The organism is Paenibacillus sp. FSL F4-0097 (genome assembly GCF_038593125.1).
In the GTDB taxonomy this organism is placed as follows: Bacteria; Bacillota; Bacilli; order Paenibacillales; family Paenibacillaceae; genus Paenibacillus_AQ; species Paenibacillus_AQ odorifer.
Genome location: NZ_CP151965.1, coordinates 992,827 through 1,010,160, shown reverse-complemented (window position 1 = coordinate 1,010,160; position 17,334 = coordinate 992,827). Strand labels below are relative to the sequence as shown.

Sequence of the window (17,334 nt, the reverse complement as noted above, 5' to 3'; positions counted from 1 at the left end):
TAACAGAAAAAATCCCCACCTACGATCAGCTTCATAAAAGCGTTTTGTAGTGGGGATTTCAAATTTATATAGGTTAGACGAGACTCAACTATTTTTTATCCGACAAAATCAATACTCCGCGACCCGGCACAACAGCTGAACCGCTAATTACATTACCTGTCAGTAGATCAGTACGCTCAGCCGCCCCAATATCGGCGCTTAAATCACCAGCGGTGTGGTTCAGCAAGAACAGATAAGATACGCCATCCTTCACACGTTGAACAGATTCGATACCTTCCGGTGCAGTTACCAGCGGCTGAATGTTCTTTTCGGCACACAGATTCGCTAGGAATCCTTGCAGGAATCCAGCTTCTGGGCTAGTCGCCACATAATAAGCTTTACCTTCGCCAAATTTATTCACAGTCAGTGCAGGCATTCCTTTATAGAAATCAGAACCGTACTCTGCCAAAACTTCTGCCCCTTCGGCATGGATCAGATCGCAGAGCAGATCACATTTATAAGAACCACTCAAGCTACCCCACGTTTTATCCAGCACGAGCTCATTGCTCATACCTGGCAGTAATGCATCGATTTCCTCTGCCCAAATTCCAAGCACCTTACGCAATTCGCCTGGATAACCTCCAACCGTTACAAGGTCGTTCTCATTAACAATACCGCTGAAATAAGTCGTAATGAATGTGCCGCCCGCTTTTACAAAGGCTTCAACCTTCTCTGCAAAACCTGGCTTGACCATGTACATTACAGGTGCGATAACAATTTCATACTTGGACAGGTTCTCTTCGACCCCGATCATGTCGGCTTCGATATTTTGCTGATACAGCGCATCATAATATTTGTGAACTTCATTCACGTAATCCAAGGCAACCGACGGACCGCTTGATAGATCAAGTGCCCAACGATTTTCCCAATCGTAGATGATCCCTACTTTAGCCGCACTGCGCGCATCCAGTAGTTGATCTCCAAGCTGCTCCAGCTCTTTGCCCAGCTCAGCACATTCACGGAATACCCGTGTGTGTTCATGACCCACATGCTCAATTACCGCTCCATGATACTTTTCACAAGCCCCTATCGAACGACGCAGCTGGAAGAACAACACAGTATCTGCACCACGCGCTACAGCCTGGTAACTCCATAGGCGCATAACGCCTGGACGTTTCAAAGAGTTGTACGGTTGCCAGTTCTGCTGGCTCGGTGTTTGCTCCATCAGCATGAACGGTTGGCCATTTTTTAATCCACGCATAAGATCATGTGTCATTGCTGTAAAGCTGACCGGTGTGTCCAGTGAAGGATAGTTGTCCCAAGAAATTACATCCATATGCTTGGCCCACTCAAAATAATCTAGCTCCGGATAAAAGCCCATCAGGTTCGTTGTAACAGGTACGTTGGTGCTGTGTTCTTTGATCGCTTCATATTCGATTTTGTAACATTCGAGCAAGCTATAAGACATAAAACGGCGATAGTCCAACGAGATCCCTTGGAAGTTAGTACGGTTACCGTTCCATTCTTCACTCAGCTCATTTGGCACCACAATTTCTTCCCAATCATAAAACGTATGTCCCCAAAAGCGTGTATTCCAAGCCTTGTTCAAAGCATCCAGCGAACCATAACGCTCCTTCAACCAGACACGGAAGGCAGCAGCGGACTGTTCGGAATAATCATAGCCACCATATTCATTAGAAATATGCCAAGCTACCAGTGCCGGATGATCCTTGTAACGTTCTGCCAGCTTACCAGCCAGCTTCGCTGCATACTTGCGGTAAACTGAACTGTTCGGATTGGAGTTATGACGTCCACCGAACTTACGTTTTCTGCCCTGGACATCGACACGTGTCACTTCAGGATATCGGTGAGCCATCCAAGCTGGATGCGCTCCTGTTCCTGTAGCTAGACATACATAAGTTCCATTTTTATATAGTCTATCCATTAATTCATCCAATGAGGAGAAATCATAAGTATCTTCGGAAGGTTGAATTAAAGCCCAGGAAAACACATTAATTGTGGCAACATCAATTCCCGCCAGCTTGAACATCCGTTCATCCTCAGCCCATACAGGCGCATCCCATTGCTCCGGATTGTAATCTCCACCGTACCAAATTTTAGGTAATTTATCGTTAATCACACTTCGCACACCCTTTATAGTATAATTATATATCTATTGTAAATGGTTAAGGTTGCCCTTTAAATATAAAATAATATCTCATACATATAAGAATATAGAACTAACAGGAGAGGATAACATTGTCCGAAATCATGCATCGCAGGATCGTATTCGTCCATGAAGGTGGACAGCACTTGCCAATCACTTTAGACAGTATGGGGCACAATCATGATCAGGAAAAAGTATCCCGCCCCGATGGCTATGACACGTATCATTGGCTTCAGACCTCAGAAGGTGAAGGGATTATCCATTTTGACAATAAAACCTTTTCCTTGCCCGTAGGCAGCGGCGTATTACTACTTCCCTATACACCCCATCGTTATGAGGCCTCCACTAAAAACTGGGGTACCTATTATCTAACGTTCGGTGGCGATTCGGCACAATCTATTTTGGAGACGCTTGGGATGAATAGTAATTCTTTTTACCGTTGGGAAAATGAAGCGCCTCTCCCCAATCTGCTGAAGGAAATGCTGGATCGTCATGATGCCTACCAGGATATGTTTGGTCTCGGCGCCTCCACAGATGCTTATCGTTTTTTGCTTACTTTGAGTAAATATGGCCAGCTTCATAACAATACGGCGATTTCCCGCAATGTAGATAAGCTGCAGCCACTGCTAAAATGGATGGACAGCCATTATGGCGATCCTGATCTCGGACTGAACGATCTAGCCGATGAACTAGGGGTATCTGGGCGCTATCTTAACAACCTATTCGTCCAAACTTTCGGACTCTCGCCTTATGCCTACTTCGTACGTTTACGCATCCGCAAAAGCAAAGAAATGCTCGTAAGCCAACCCGATCTTACGGTAAAAGCTATCTCCCAGCTAGTCGGCTTCCGCGATGTCAGCCATTATGTAGCCACATTTCGCAAGCAATCCGGGACTACGCCGGAGCAATTTAGACGCCTGCATTAAAAATGTCCCGCCCACTGTGGAAAAATTGCTCGCTGAGAATATGCGGCTAGAACGTAGTAAGAGTATGGTATGCGCTACTATTGTGTAGAAACGGGCGGTGCGGTACGGTACGTTGGCTGGGTGCATTTGGCTGCGAGTGTGCGGCACCTCTGAGCTGGATCGTGTAGATCTGTACATGATGGGAGTCTATGTGGAAATCTGATCATGTTGGAGCCCATGCGGAAATCTGATCATGTTGGAGTCCATGTGGAAATCTGATCATGATGGAGTCCATTGTGCAGCTCTCTTCAGTTCAGTATGAGTAAGTCAAACGAAATAATTGCACTTTGTACACTTAAAATAGCCTGCAAGGCAGAAATTATCCATATAAGTGTATTCTGTGCAACTATATTCTCGGAAAATGGCCTTGCAGCGGGATAAGCCGATTTTTAGCTGCACAAAGTGCAACTAAAACCAATTAAACACTCCAACACTTCAAATAAGTGTACGAAGTGCAACTATTTTCTGTTGTGCTTCTGTTAAAGTTTCTGCATGCCCTACTCCACTCATTTTTTACTCCACACTTCCACTTACTTCACTATTCCTACTCCACACATTCCCCTACACCGCTCTTCCCTTACTCCACACATCCCTCACTCCATCTTCACCAACCTTCACTTCACCCTACTCTACACATCCCCCACTCCACTTTCCTCTCTCCTGCCACACTCCCAAACCCACTTCAATACCTCTTTACTCAAAACCACTCAAATCTCCAGCACCTCAACACCATACGGCTCGAGCTGGAGCTCTCCCGATCGAATCTTATTATCCAGCAGGCTGCTGTATTCTCGTGGCAACGGAACGATCACCGACTCGCGGCTCAGGTTAAGCAGGAACAAGAAGCTTCCCTGATCTCCAGTCCGCACGGAGGCTTGTACTCCGTTTGGCAATCCTTCAAAGCGTAACAACCCTTTTTCCTTAGCCAGGTTCTCTAATAGAACTGACCAGTACTTCTCTTCCGCATGAGTTCCGAAGTAATAAACCTGACCTTTACCGAAGGAATTAACAGTTACAGCGGGTGTGCCGCGATAGAAATCATCACCATACCAAGCAATCGGCTGGGCCACTACCGGCCGGAGGATGTCGCACCACTGCGTACATTCATATGGGTTACCCTCCGCATCCACGATGACATGTGTTTCAACGCCAATCGGATCATACTCCAGCACTTCAACGCCGGTACAATAGCTCAGCTGCCCAGGCAGCGGTTGCATGACTGCGATGTTGTTTATATTTTTGACACCACTACGGTTGGTGATCAGCAAGGTCCCGCCAGCGAGGGCAAAATCCTCCAGATTACGTACGATCTCCTCATCCAGCAAATATAAATTCGGAGCGATCACTACTTTATATCCATCAAGCGGTTGTCTGAGGTCGATAACATCGCAGCCGATGCCAAGCTTGGTTACCGCCCGGTGAATCTGCTTAATGTTCTCATAATAATCAAAGCCCTCTGCCTGCGGCTGAATATCCAGTGCGGCCTTCTCTTCATGGGAATGGAGGATAGCCACTTCGTTTTTCAGCATCGTTCCTTGGAGCTTGTCGCTCAGCCTATTAACCTCATGACATAGCTGCGTGAACTCCGCTAATCTGCGTCCCGGAACATTGCTGTGGTCAATCAGCCCGTGCCAGAATTGTTCTGCTCCTGAAATTGCACTTCTCCAGCGAAAATGAACAACCGTATCCGCACCTCTAGCAATCGCCTGCCATGCATAGGCACGAATCAGTCCTGGATAAGGGGTTCGCCACATCGGCATCCAACAACCCGGCGATCCACTCAGCTGCTCCATAATCCAGAAGTTTTGACGTTTGATGCCACGGGTTACGTCCAATGAAAGCGCTCCGCTATAAGGCGTCGTATCTTGTTTGGTTGGCGAAGTATTCGGATAATAATCAAACGCAGCCACATCCAGATCTGCACCCACTGCGTACATATCGAGACGCTGCGGATAGCTGTGAAAGTTATGGGTTATGAAATGCTCTGGACAAATCATACGCAAAATATTGATCTGCGCCGTCTGAAACGCTACCACCGAATCCCACTGAAACCGCTGAAAGTCCAGTAGAAAAGAGGGATTCTGATGAGGTGATCCGCCCAGCGGCACGGTAAGCTCATTCCAATCGCTGTACTCCCCGCTCCAAACTACGGTTCCCCATTCTGCATTGACCTCATCCAGTGTTCCGTATTTAGCTTGTACCCATGCTCGAAAAGCAGTATTACAAGCGTCACAATGACAATCCAACATGCCAAATTCATTATCAGTCTGCCAGCCTATGACGGCCGGGTGTTCACTGTAACGCTCGGCAAGACGCAGAATAATACGGCTGCCATACTCACGCAGTGATGTGCTGTTATAGCAGCGGTGTCCACGTACCCCCGGGTGAAAGGTCTCTCCATTAGCAAACACCGGAAGCACATCTGGAAATTTCGTCGTTAACCATCTTGGCGGTGTAGCTGTTGGAGTACCCATCACAACCTGCAGATCATATTGATGAAAAAGGTTCAGCGCGCGGTCCAGCCACTCGAACTGGTAATTCCCCTCAGTTGGCTCCAGTCGACTCCATGCGAACTCAGCAACCCGGACTACTTTAACACCTGTTTCTTTCATCAACTTGATATCTGGTTCCCACATGGATTCATCCCAATGCTCCGGGTAATAGTCCACACCCATCTGAACATGATCATATCGTTTCATTGGCGCTTCTCCCCATCCCTTGATATTCAGCCCTGTTTCCCAAAAAAAGCGCTCCCCGTCTCAAATTGATGAGGTATACGGAGAGCGCTTCTGTTAACCACTAATATCCATTAAATCTTCTCTATAAATGTGCTTTACTTATTTTTTAAGCTTGTCCCATGCAGCTTGCATACCAGTCATCCAGCCGTTAACGTCAACCTTGTCAGCGATGAACTGTTGGATCACGCTGGCAAATTCTTGCGTTACACCATCAGGGAATTTGGAGGATTGCAGGCCATAAACTTTGTTTTCTTTTACATAGTTCCATACGTCTGCTCCAAGCATACCGATGTCTTCAGGTGTTGCTTCGATTGTGGACAAAGCAGGGATGAATTTCCATTTTTTAACGATATACTCTTTACCCATATCGGAAGTTACCAACCAGTTCAAGAAAGTTTTTGCTTCTTCTTTAGAACCGGATTCTTTGTTGACTACAAGGTTCGCAGGGATACCAACAGTCATTTTGTCATTCTTCTCAGCATCTTCATTGATTGGCATAGGGAACATACCAATGTTCATATCAGGAGTGATGTTATCAACAAGAGTTTGTGCCCAGTTACCTTCTTGCATCATTGCAGTTTCGCCTTTTGCGAACATTGCCAGGTGAGTGTTAGCATCTGTGGTCAAAGGATTCTTTTGTCCGTATTGTAAAGTCAGTTTGAGATACTTGCTCCACTCTTCAAACGTTTTATTTCCTACAATTGTACCAGTTCCTTCATTCAAACCTTTGATGAATTCATCTACATTATCTTGTTGTGCAAAGGCTACGCTGATCCCTTGGTTACCTAGCAGCCACCATTCCTGATATGCATTACCAAAAGGAGTTACGTCGATAGCTTGCAGCTTTTTAGCTGCTTCTTCAAGCTGTGACAATGTTTTTGGAGTTTCAGTGATTCCCGCTTTAGCGAACAAGTCCTTGTTATACACAATACCGATACCCTCAAGGTTCATTGCCATACCGTATACTTTGCCATCTTTAGTCATAGGCTCTGCAGCCATAGGAATCAGATCTTTTACCCAAGGTTGGTCGGACAGATCTTCCATCTTGTCTCCCCAAAGTTCCATTTCTGCATATCCACCATTGGAGAAAATATCAGGCGCATCGCCGGAAGCGAATTTAGTTTTCAATGCTGCTGCGTAGTCCGCACCACCACCAACTGTTTGGATATCCAGCTTGATGTTAGGGTATTCTTTTTCGAATTCAACCTTAAGCTCATTGAGGCCTTCTACGATTTCAGTTTTGAATTGGAAGATCTTTACGGTCTTCACTTCACCTGAATTTGTGCCAGCGCTTCCATTTTGTGAGTTACTAGAAGCGTTATTATTACCACCACATGCCGTTAGAGCTAAACTCATTGCCATTACTGCTGATAGAGCAACTGCGGAGTGTTTCTTCTTCATTATATATTCCCCCTTAAAATAGTGGACTGCTTAAAAAATATTTGGAACGGAGGGCTCGGTGTTAACCTTTCACCGAGCCAGCCGCTATTCCCTCAACAATGTAACGTTGCATAAACAGGTAGAAAATGATAATTGGTGCGACCCCGATTACGAGAGCCGGAAGTGCCATATCCCATTGTTTGGTGTATTGACCAAAGAAGGAGAAAGTCGCCAGTGGAATGGTCCGAAGCTCTGGTGCCTGAAGAATCAAGGATGGCAACAGATAGTCATTCCATATTCCAAGTGCGTTTAGCACGATTGTTGTCATCACCATTGGCTTCAGCAAAGGAAGCACAATACGGAAGAACACGGTAATAGGATTACATCCATCTACTGTAGCCGCCTCTTCAATTTCAAGAGGAACGGACTTGATAAAGCCGTGGAACAGGAAGATCGCCATCGGAACACTAATCCCTAGATTCGTGATAATCAAACCAAGGAAAGAGTTGTTTACTCCAATAACATTTACGACCTTCAAAATTGGAATCATGATCGTTTGAAACGGAACTACCATTGCCGCTACAAATATAAGCAGCAAGAACTGATTGAATTTCGTATTCGCCCGAACCATACGATAGGATGCCATCGCACTGAACAGAGAGATTAGAATAACACTGATAACTGTGATAATAACCGAGTTTCGGAAAGCTTCACCGAAACGGGCTAATTTCCAAGCGGTTGAATAGTTCGACCACATAAATACTTTTGGCCAGCTTGCCGCATCACTCAGAATTTCACCGAAGGATTTCACCGAGTTTGCGAGCAAGAAATAGAATGGAGAGAGAAAGAGCAGGGCCAGGAGGATCATTATCACTTCCGTGCCAATATTCCATCTCTTTTTTTCTGTAGGTTTCATTACGCTTCAACCTCCTTGCTCTTCGTGATACGGACCTGAATCAGAGTAATGATGGCTACAATTACAAAGAACAGCAGCGCTTTTGCAGTACCCAGCCCGTAACGATTGTTCAGGAAGGCTTCATTGTAAATATTCATAGCAACGGATTCCGTCGATTTGAACGGTCCGCCCTTCGTCAAGGACAAGTTAAGGTCAAACATTTTGAATGACCAGGAAATGGCCAAGAATAATCCGATAGTTACAGCAGGCATAATTAGTGGAACTACGATATTGCGTAGCACCTGCCAACGGGAAGCCCCATCAATATCAGCCGCTTCTAGTACTTCTTTAGATACGTTACTCAACGAGGCAATGTAGATAACCATTAGATAACCGGAAGACTGCCAAACAAAGACCATTACAATCGCCCAGAATCCTGTTGTGGCATCACCGAGCCAAGGAAGATTAAAGAAGGACCATCCTGTAAGGTCGCCCATAGTGGCGAACCCTTTGATGAAGATAAATTGCCAGATGAAACCAAGCAACAATCCCCCGATCACGTTCGGCATAAAGAAAATGGTCCGAAGCATGTTACGTGTCTTTAAAGGTTTAGTTAACAGATAAGCCAAGAAGAAGCCTACCACGTTAGTCAAAATCACACCTAACACCGTAAATCTTACCGTAAACCAAAAGGAAGACCAGAAGTCAGGGTCATTTGAGAAAATAGTGGAAAAGTTTTGAAATCCGACCCAACTTACATTACCGGATACACCGTTCCAATCTGTGAAAGAGTAATACATCCCCATCAAAAATGGGATAATCGTTATTAAGGTAAAAAACAAAACTGCCGGACCAACGAAAAAAAGCTGTTGACCTAACTGGGACAACTTAGTGCCGCGCATTTATTGCCCCCCCCTTTCTTTTGCTCACTTACTTGTTTATGCTTTATACACATATTATCTGTTTTTTTCAGGGTACCTCACACCTACTAAAGTGATCTTTCAGGTGTAAAATATTGATCGGATGTGACAAATTTCGATGAAATGGAACACGATTCGCACAAAATTGATCGTTTTTATCCTACTGCCAACGTTAATTTGTATTATGGCCACCATGTTTATTAGCTATCACTATAGCACTCAATCCCTAAGAACAAGGGCAGTAGACGAGAATACGAACCTCCTCTTTCAAGGCAATAGAAACATCGAAAGTCTGATTCAGGAGATCAATCGTCTCTCCCTTATCGTTTATTCAGATTCAGATTTCTACAGACTGCTCGAAGCGGGATATGAGGATATGGCAGCAAATACACGAATTTATTCTTCTCTAAATTACATTTCTTCATCCATGCCAGATATATCCCAAGTGTATCTGTACGGTGCCAAGGATAGAAAAGCCACTTTACTCACCCAGAATACACCCAAACGTTGGCAGGGTATTCCTCCCTATGCCGACTCAGATATCACTAGCAGTTCTCCTGTGGTTATACAAAGTACACATATAAGTCACAGCTACGGCCTAACTTCACCTATCCCGCAACTCATACCGGAGCCTGTGTTCACATTGCATAGACGAATTGAAAGGATTCCAACTACCACTCCAATCGGCTTCCTGTCGATCGATGTTAAGCTAACGGCTCTTACCGACATCGTCAGTCAGTTATATGATCAGAAACAGGAAAACATTTGGCTGCTGGATGGCGATGGCAAGATTGTATACGGAAGCAACAGTGAGGAATACGGCAAGCGTCTACATGCCTCCTGGTACAACAAGCAAATCGCTACCAATCAAAGCTCCCAAGGGTATTTTGAAGAGGAAGATGCTGTGTTTATTTACCAGAGAATCGAAACCCAAGGTTTAAATTGGACCCTCGTGAAGCAGATTCCTACGTCCTATCTCTTCCGGGAAGCCAATGAGGCGGCAGCGATCAATATAATCCTCCTTGTTCTACTTTTGATTACAATTGCCACGTTAACGACCCTGATCTCTTTTCGAATCACGGCTCCTATCAAGCAGTTGACTCGTTACATGAATCAGGTGCAGACCGGTAATCTTGATGTTGAAATTCAACCTATGGGCAAAGATGAGATTGGCGTGGTTACCGAGCGATTCCGCAGTATGATGGACACGATCAACAACCTGATCCTAAGGGAGTACAAGCTGGAATTGTCCAATAAAACCAATGAACTGCGGGCACTGCAGGCACAAATCAACCCGCATTTTCTGAATAACACGTTGCAGATCATTGGCACGCTGGCCTTAGAGCTTAAAGTGCCCCAAATTTACTCACTTCTTTCAGCTCTAGCCAAAATGATGCGCTACAGCATGTACAATGAGGAGAAGATCGTAACTGTTAAGGATGAGCTGGATCATGTCAAAGCCTACATTGAACTGCAAAAGGAACGTTTTGAAAATAAGTTCAGTTTCCGCTGCGATATGGAGGAATCACTTTTAGAGACGTTTATGCCGAAAATGATTTTACAGCCTATTGTTGAAAATTATTTCAAACACGGCTTTAATCTTTCCCGCAGTGACGGATTCATTGAAATCACCGCAGCAAGAGTGGATGACAACCGGATGGAAATCTGTATCCAAAATAACGGAAATGCGATCCCTTCAGCGAAGTTAGATCTTTTAAAGCAGAAGCTACAGCATCCTACTAGAACAGATATAGATTTATTAAGAAATACAGAGCAAACCAAGGAAGCTACAGGATCAGGTATTGGTCTGCCGAACGTTCTGGCTCGACTCAAGTTTGTGTGCGGAGATAGTGCCACTTTAACTGTTGATAACCTTAGAGCGGGTGGAGTAGTAGTGAAATTGGAAATTGAAATTATAGCGGAGCGTGAAAAGATATGAAGGCGTTGATTGTTGATGACGAGGCAAGAGTTAGAAAGGCAGTCAGACTGCTTGTCGACTGGGACGCCCATCAAATAGATGAAGTTCTGGAAGCCGGAAATGGAAATGAAGCCATCGAGATCATCCGGCAGGCTAAACCAGCATTAGTCATTATGGATATGATGATGGAATCAGGTAATGGGATAGAGTTAATGACCTGGGTGAACGAATTCGCCGGCAACACTAAGTTTATTGTAGTCAGCGGACATAATGATTTTGAGTTCGTACGTCAGACTGTGCGGCATGGCGGGATTGATTATATCCTGAAGCCCATCGAAGCCGAGGCAATCAATGTAGCGGTAGCTAAAGCAGTTGCAGCCTGGCGCTCAGAAGAAGATGACCGAAGCGAGCGGCAGAAACAGAGTATTCAGCTTAATGAGTTCAAGCCCATTTATGGGGAAAAGCTATTATCCGCACTAATTGATGATCCGATCAATTCTGATTTATCTTTGCGGAGGTTATGCAGTGATGGTATCATTCCGGAAAACATCCATTCCGCTCGGTTAATATTGGTGCAGACAGATGCGGGTAACAATCCGTTGATTAAACGTTTTGGCGGAGACACCGAGTTAATGAACTACGCTATCGTCAACATTTGTAATGAATTTTTGCACAGTCCGCATAAGGGTGTTGCTTTTCGTTATTGGGGAGGTCCTCCGGAGATTGCAATTATTCTGTGGGATATTCAGACCTCTGTGGTCGAGCTAATAGGCAGAATCAATCATGGCATCTACTCTACCTTGCAGGTCCGAATGCATTTTGGAATCAGCAGCATCGGCAACTTACCTAAGCAGTTACCTTATCAGCGTGCAGAGGTGGCAGAGGCATTACAGCGCCGAAACTTATTAATTCATGAGGATTACTGCCATTTCTCCTCTTCCTCCGAAGAATTCAGAGATCGTAAAGAGATCGCCAAAGCAGAGGTTCGCGGTAATGTATCAACAACGAACTTTGCTGACGTCAAGGAAGATTGGAAAATGGCAGTCATCAGCGGAAGTCCAGAGATATTATCAACAGCTGCGCAGCACTGGGTGGATGAGCTTAGCCGAGGCGGAGTTGTGACACCAGAAATCCTAAACTCATGGAAAAATGATGCTCTACTATTTCGTTCCCAGCTGGTACGGGAAATGTTAGGCCCTGAAGCTGAAGGTGCACTGGCCGAGCTTGAACAGGCCGACCAGCTTCACCCAGCTCCTTATACGAACGGTTACTCGTTCTCCTTATTCGCTTGGCGTGACTGGTCGTATACCCTAATGCAGGAGCTGGCCGAAGTAATCGCCCTGAAACAAGCTAAAGAACGTAATCCGATGCATGATATCGTCAAATATATCGAGCTTAATTATGCTTCCGACCTGTCCTTACAGGAAGTGGCCGGAAAGTTTTTTGTTAGCCGTGAATATATTTCCCGCCGATTCAAACAGGAATACGGTATTAACTTTTCCGACTTTATTGTTAATATCCGAATAGATAAAGCTAAGCTGCTATTGCAGAATCCTCGTCTGAAGCTGGCCCAAATCTCCGAAATGGTCGGTTTTCATGATGTTAAATATTTCAGCAAAGTGTTTAAGAAGCAGGTCGGATCTTCACCTAAGGACTACCGGGACACATTTAAGAGTTGATCAATACCAGTTTAAAAAGGCGTCCGCAACCGTCTTACCGGCTATGCCGTTCGGATGCGGGTCGTCTTGTCCACTCATATATTCCGGTCTGATCCGGTGATCGTCTGGTGCAGGCAACGATAATAGGCTTGCTATATCAAACACACGGTCTACTCCAGCGGGTGGGTTAGTCAGGATTTCATGATTCACTCTACGCCAAGTTTCTTCTCTTGCCTCCTGAAAATTAAACGGCGGCACCGTACTTAGAATAATACTAGCATCAGCATTTGCTGTTTTGATCTTAGCAATAATAGTTGTCAGATCACCAAGTAACTCATCTGCAGAGCGGCAGCCAATATCAATATCATTTACGCCGAGGACAATCATCAGTTCATCACTCTGTTTAGCTTTGTGAAGCCAAGGGCCATCCGCAGCCACATCATACGCTCTAGCCCAGCCTGAGCCGAGATTCCATACGCCAATCTCTGCACCAAGACCATCCGCAATTCTCGCTGCCCAATATTCGTATCCGTCCTTTAATGTCCGCACACCTTGAGTAATCGAATCTCCCAAAAATACTAGCTTCTTATTCACAGCTTTCTTATACCCGATATAGCTTGGCAGTACCAGAAGCTTGTCGGATTCTGTAAATCCATCGGCTGATTCCTGTGCAGCCAGATTTCCGGGCGCATCATAAGCGGTTGCCAGCATGCCTTCTACATTGAAAGGAATGGATTTGCCCGCAGCGGTTGTCTTAATCGTCCATGTAAAAGCTAAGTAATGGCCATCGGGTAGATTAATGCTTGTCTCATCACTCCAGAAGCATTCACCGGCCGCTACTGGTTTGGAGACATTGCCTTCAAAGGTGACAGCATGTTGTGTATGCTCAATAATAGCTCCGTTTGGCTCAGTTCCTCCATCAGCGATAAAAGCCGATTCGATCACCCAACTGCCCCCAGGTTCACTACCCGAAGCTTCAAGCCCTTGGTCCCAAGTGGAATCCACTGCATTGCTATGCCAAAATTTTAGCTGCAACGGGCCGTTTTCCCGTAACCGAATATAAGTCCGGAAGGTATGTGTAAAAGGTTCTTGCCTATTCATAATAAAATTAGCGGCGGTTGAAAGAACCGTAGCAGAGGTATAGTCCGTCTGATTCAAAACTCCACTTCCCTTAATTAAATTAGTATTCATAACGTTTCCCCCGTTATTAGTTAAGATTGTAACACTAAAACCTCTCCTATAGACCAGGGAATAGATCGTTCACCCAGTCTACAAGAGAGGTTATGGCTATATCAATATGCTTTAAGAAATCATCTTATTTCAGTCTAATGGTAAACGATACGGATTTTGCACCTGCGTTTACTTTCACTGTAGTCTCATCTACTTGCTCTGCACCTTCTACGGAAGCGATAGCTCCCAGATCTTTAAGGGAAAGCGAGAATTCTTTACCGCTGCCTTCTGCAGTAACTGTTACGCTGTTGCCTTTGCGGGCAGCCTTCACAGTCAATTCAGGAGCACCTTTAAGATCACGTACGGTTGCAGAAGTAGTAGTACCTTCTTCAAGTGAATACAGGCCAAATTTCACGCCATCCGCAAAGTCATAATCCGGTTTGTTGTCGATGCTGCCGATTGCCAGCAAGGAGTTCTGACGAACGAACAGTGGCAAGCTGAAGAAATCATATTTCTCTTTGCGCCATGATCCGCCTTGTACAGTTTCACCAGATAGCAGGTGTGTCCAGCGACCCGCTGGCAGATAGTATTTCACTTCGCCGTTTTCTTGGAAAATAGGCGCTACGAGCAAGGAATCACCCAGCATGTATTGGCGATCGAGCACTTCGCATGTTGGATCTTCCGGGAATTCCATAACCATCGCCCGCATAGAAGCCCAGCCATGCTCTGCAGCCTGGCCAGCCACATCATACAGGTAAGGCATCAAGCTGCATTTAAGCTTCGTGAAGAAGCGGGTAACATCACAAGCTTCATCATCGTACGCCCAAGGTACACGATACGAAGTGCTGCCGTGCAGACGGCTGTGGCTGGACAACAGTCCAAAAGCTAACCAGCGTTTGAATACATGTGCCGGAGCAGTGTTCTCGAAACCACCGATATCGTGACTCCAGAAACCGAAACCGGACAAACCTAGGGACAAACCGCCACGAAGGCTTTCTGCCATGGATTCATAATCTGCGTAGCAATCTCCGCCCCAGTGAACTGGGAACTGTTGGCCGCCAGCAGTTGCAGAACGTGCGAACAATGCTGCCTCATTCTTGCCAAGCTTCTCTTCCAATACTTCAAATACAACTTTGTTGTACAGTTGAGTGTAGTAGTTGTGCATTTTCATCGGATCAGATCCGTCGAAATAAACTACATCTGTAGGAATCCGCTCACCGAAGTCTGTCTTAAAGCTGTCTACGCCCATATCTACCAAATCACGCAGGTAGCCGGCATACCATTCACAAGCCGCAGGGTTAGTGAAATCCACCAGTCCCATACCCGCTTGCCACAGGTCACATTGATAAACGTCACCGTTAGGCTTTTTGATCAAGTATCCGTTTTTCTTGCCTTCTTCAAACAAGCGTGAACGTTGGCCAATATAAGAGTTGATCCATACGCAGATCTTCAGGCCTTTTTCCTTCAGGCGTTTCAGCATGCCCTCTGGATCTGGGAATACACGTTTATCCCATTCAAAATCAGTCCATTGATACTCACGCATCCAGAAGCAGTCAAAGTGGAATACATGCAGCGGCAGATCACGTTCTGCCATACCTTCTACGAAGGAATTTACAGTTTCTTCATCATAGTTGGTAGTAAACGAAGTTGTCAGCCACAAGCCAAAAGTCCATGCTGGTGGAAGCGCTGGTTTACCTGTAAGAGCAGTATAGTTGCTAATAACGTCTTTAATGGTAGGTCCATCGATTACGAAGTATTCCAAGCTTTCTCCAGCTACGCTAAATTGGGCCTTTTTCACTTTTTCTGAAGCGATTTCATAGGAAACCAATTCCGGATGATTAACGAATACTCCATAACCTTTGCTTGATACATAGAAAGGAATGTTTTTGTAAGCTTGCTCGGAGCTAGTACCGCCGTCTTTGTTCCAGATATCTACGGTTTGTCCATTTTTCACGAAAGCTGTAAAACGTTCGCCCAGACCATATACGAATTCGCCTACGCCGAGATCTAGCTCATCACGCATGTACGTGTTGCCGTCTTGGTCGGTGATGTAAGCCATGGATTTAAAGCCACTGCCTGTAATACGTTCTTCGCCGCGATAGAAATCCACCGCCCATTGTTCGCCTTTGCGAATCACTACACGAAGTCCGCCGCTGATCAGCACGGTTTCGAGATCCGTTTCTTCAATCTTCACATGATCGCCAGTACCTTTAGTCAGTTCGAAAACCGGACCACGTTCCTGTACACCATCATGATGAATAATTTTAATGCCTACCACGCCTGGAAGCGGGGAATGGAATTTTACAGTAAGCAGGGTTGAATTCAGCGTTGCTGCGCGCCCTGTGATTGGAGTCGTTTGTGTAATTGCTGTTAATCCTTCGGGAGTCTTTTCTACAACATAATTTTGAACTGCGCCGTTAATCGTGATACCATCACGAACCAGCCAGAGACCATCAGTAAATTTCATTGTGTACTTGCCACCTTTCAATTTGGTGTTTATAGTTGCATTATACCGATAAAAAATGAACAAAACTAATACTATATAGCTCATTTATAACACTATTTTGATGTTTTTTAAGAAAAGAGGCGTCTATATGGACCGTACAACTCAGAGTTTGCTAAAAGAAAACAGAGTTCATGGAGATAGTATGTTTCCACTCGCAGCTTATTGGATCGAGCTTCCATCCGGAACGCATGTACTTGATACACATTGGCATGAAGAAGCGGAGTTCTTTATGCTACTAGAAGGAGAAATTCTGTTCCAAGTAGACACAGAATATTTTCCACTCCGAGCTGGAGAAGCGGTATTTATCGAATCTGGCGATATACACGCCGCCTATGTGCTGAACGAAGACACCCCCTGCAAATTCTGTGCGCTTGTATTTCTGCCTGATCTTTTGGCTAGCGCCCAGTACGATACGATCCAGCAAAACGCGATTTTGCCACTGCAAGAGAAACGCCAAAGCTTTCCGAGACATATTACACCCGCTATCCCTTGGCAGCAGGAACTGCTTCATCATCTGAAGCAAATGATGGAGGCATACGCTAATAAAATGCCCGGATTTGAGACCTTTATGAAAGGAACTTTGCTAATCATGCTTTCCAAGATTACCGCAGAGGGCCGATTTGAGAACCGCAGCCAATCGGATGATGCAGATACTACCAAGATTAACCGCCTTAAAAAGGTGATCCTTTATATCCAAGATAACTATCAGGAACCGATCCGTACCCGTGATCTATCAGAGCTTATTCCCATGAGCGAGGGGCAATTCTGCCGCTTCTTCAAAATGATGACTCGTAAAACGCCAGTCGATTACATCAACTCTTACCGGATTCGCCAGGCTGCCGATCTGCTGCAGCAAAGTGAAAGAAAAATATCCGACATCGCATTCGAGGTCGGATTTGATAATGTAAGCTATTTTATAAAGGTTTTCCGCAAAGCGATGAAATGCTCGCCTTCGGAGTTTAGGAAAGGTGCGGGCTAGTTTCATCTACTTCATGCAAAAACGATGGATTCCAACCTGATTTTTAGGAATTACAACCT

Annotated in this window: 11 protein-coding genes; 4 read left to right on the top strand and 7 right to left on the bottom strand. The window is 45.2% G+C overall.

Going from position 1 to position 17,334, the window contains the following annotated elements:
• Positions 1 to 88: 88 nt before the first annotated feature.
• Positions 89 to 2,119: a beta-galactosidase gene (locus MHH86_RS04350; protein WP_036680780.1), complete on the bottom strand. Its 2,031-nt coding sequence runs from the start codon at positions 2,117 to 2,119 to the stop codon at positions 89 to 91.
• A gap of 119 nt (positions 2,120 to 2,238) precedes the next feature.
• Between MHH86_RS04350 and MHH86_RS04345 the strand changes: the two genes are divergently transcribed.
• The gene (locus tag MHH86_RS04345; RefSeq protein WP_235219448.1) at positions 2,239 to 3,072 is read left to right on the top strand and encodes an AraC family transcriptional regulator; all 834 of its coding nucleotides are present in this window, start codon (positions 2,239 to 2,241) and stop codon (positions 3,070 to 3,072) included.
• A gap of 746 nt (positions 3,073 to 3,818) precedes the next feature.
• Here the strand turns inward: MHH86_RS04345 and MHH86_RS04340 are convergent.
• From MHH86_RS04340 to MHH86_RS04325, 4 genes are all read right to left on the bottom strand, one after another.
• On the bottom strand, positions 3,819 to 5,810 hold the full coding sequence (locus tag MHH86_RS04340) for a beta-galactosidase (protein WP_036680778.1): 1,992 nt from the start codon (positions 5,808 to 5,810) through the stop codon (positions 3,819 to 3,821).
• 138 nt (positions 5,811 to 5,948) lie between these two features.
• Positions 5,949 to 7,250, bottom strand: a complete 1,302-nt coding sequence (locus tag MHH86_RS04335; RefSeq protein WP_094902687.1) for an extracellular solute-binding protein — start codon at positions 7,248 to 7,250, stop codon at positions 5,949 to 5,951.
• 61 nt (positions 7,251 to 7,311) lie between these two features.
• Positions 7,312 to 8,145, bottom strand: coding sequence for a carbohydrate ABC transporter permease (locus MHH86_RS04330; RefSeq protein WP_036680774.1), 834 nt, complete (start codon positions 8,143 to 8,145; stop codon positions 7,312 to 7,314).
• Positions 8,145 to 9,026 (bottom strand): sugar ABC transporter permease, encoded by an 882-nt coding sequence (locus tag MHH86_RS04325; protein WP_036680772.1) that lies wholly within the window; start codon positions 9,024 to 9,026, stop codon positions 8,145 to 8,147. The genes MHH86_RS04330 and MHH86_RS04325 overlap by 1 nt, the downstream gene beginning before the upstream one ends.
• Positions 9,027 to 9,162: 136 nt before the next feature.
• Between MHH86_RS04325 and MHH86_RS04320 the strand changes: the two genes are divergently transcribed.
• Both MHH86_RS04320 and MHH86_RS04315 read left to right on the top strand, forming a co-directional pair.
• Positions 9,163 to 10,983 (top strand): histidine kinase, encoded by a 1,821-nt coding sequence (locus tag MHH86_RS04320; RefSeq protein ID WP_342479647.1) that lies wholly within the window; start codon positions 9,163 to 9,165, stop codon positions 10,981 to 10,983.
• Positions 10,980 to 12,641, top strand: coding sequence for a helix-turn-helix domain-containing protein (locus MHH86_RS04315; RefSeq protein ID WP_076224961.1), 1,662 nt, complete (start codon positions 10,980 to 10,982; stop codon positions 12,639 to 12,641). The genes MHH86_RS04320 and MHH86_RS04315 overlap by 4 nt, the downstream gene beginning before the upstream one ends.
• On the opposite strand, the gene MHH86_RS04310 is transcribed toward MHH86_RS04315, so the two are convergent.
• Both MHH86_RS04310 and yicI read right to left on the bottom strand, forming a co-directional pair.
• Positions 12,642 to 13,811, bottom strand: a complete 1,170-nt coding sequence (locus MHH86_RS04310) for a GDSL-type esterase/lipase family protein (protein ID WP_076099536.1) — start codon at positions 13,809 to 13,811, stop codon at positions 12,642 to 12,644.
• Positions 13,812 to 13,935: 124 nt separating this feature from the next.
• A complete protein-coding gene (gene yicI, locus MHH86_RS04305; RefSeq protein ID WP_076141754.1) occupies positions 13,936 to 16,257 on the bottom strand; it encodes an alpha-xylosidase in 2,322 nt (773 codons plus the stop codon).
• Between the two features lie 127 nt (positions 16,258 to 16,384).
• Between yicI and MHH86_RS04300 the strand changes: the two genes are divergently transcribed.
• On the top strand, positions 16,385 to 17,275 hold the full coding sequence (locus MHH86_RS04300) for an AraC family transcriptional regulator (RefSeq protein ID WP_036680763.1): 891 nt from the start codon (positions 16,385 to 16,387) through the stop codon (positions 17,273 to 17,275).
• Positions 17,276 to 17,334 lie beyond the last annotated feature (59 nt).

Bases quoted from the DNA above. Each gene is read 5' to 3' on its own strand.
- MHH86_RS04330 (WP_036680774.1), bottom strand. From the start codon at position 8,145: ATGAAACCTACAGAAAAAAAGAGATGGAATATTGGCACGGAAGTGATA.
- yicI (WP_076141754.1), bottom strand. From the start codon at position 16,257: ATGAAATTTACTGATGGTCTCTGGCTGGTTCGTGATGGTATCACGATT.
- MHH86_RS04325 (WP_036680772.1), bottom strand. From the start codon at position 9,026: ATGCGCGGCACTAAGTTGTCCCAGTTAGGTCAACAGCTTTTTTTCGTT.
- MHH86_RS04300 (WP_036680763.1), top strand. From the start codon at position 16,385: ATGGACCGTACAACTCAGAGTTTGCTAAAAGAAAACAGAGTTCATGGA.
- MHH86_RS04310 (WP_076099536.1), bottom strand. From the start codon at position 13,811: ATGAATACTAATTTAATTAAGGGAAGTGGAGTTTTGAATCAGACGGAC.
- MHH86_RS04335 (WP_094902687.1), bottom strand. From the start codon at position 7,250: ATGAAGAAGAAACACTCCGCAGTTGCTCTATCAGCAGTAATGGCAATG.
- MHH86_RS04315 (WP_076224961.1), top strand. From the start codon at position 10,980: ATGAAGGCGTTGATTGTTGATGACGAGGCAAGAGTTAGAAAGGCAGTC.
- MHH86_RS04340 (WP_036680778.1), bottom strand. From the start codon at position 5,810: ATGAAACGATATGATCATGTTCAGATGGGTGTGGACTATTACCCGGAG.
- MHH86_RS04320 (WP_342479647.1), top strand. From the start codon at position 9,163: ATGAAATGGAACACGATTCGCACAAAATTGATCGTTTTTATCCTACTG.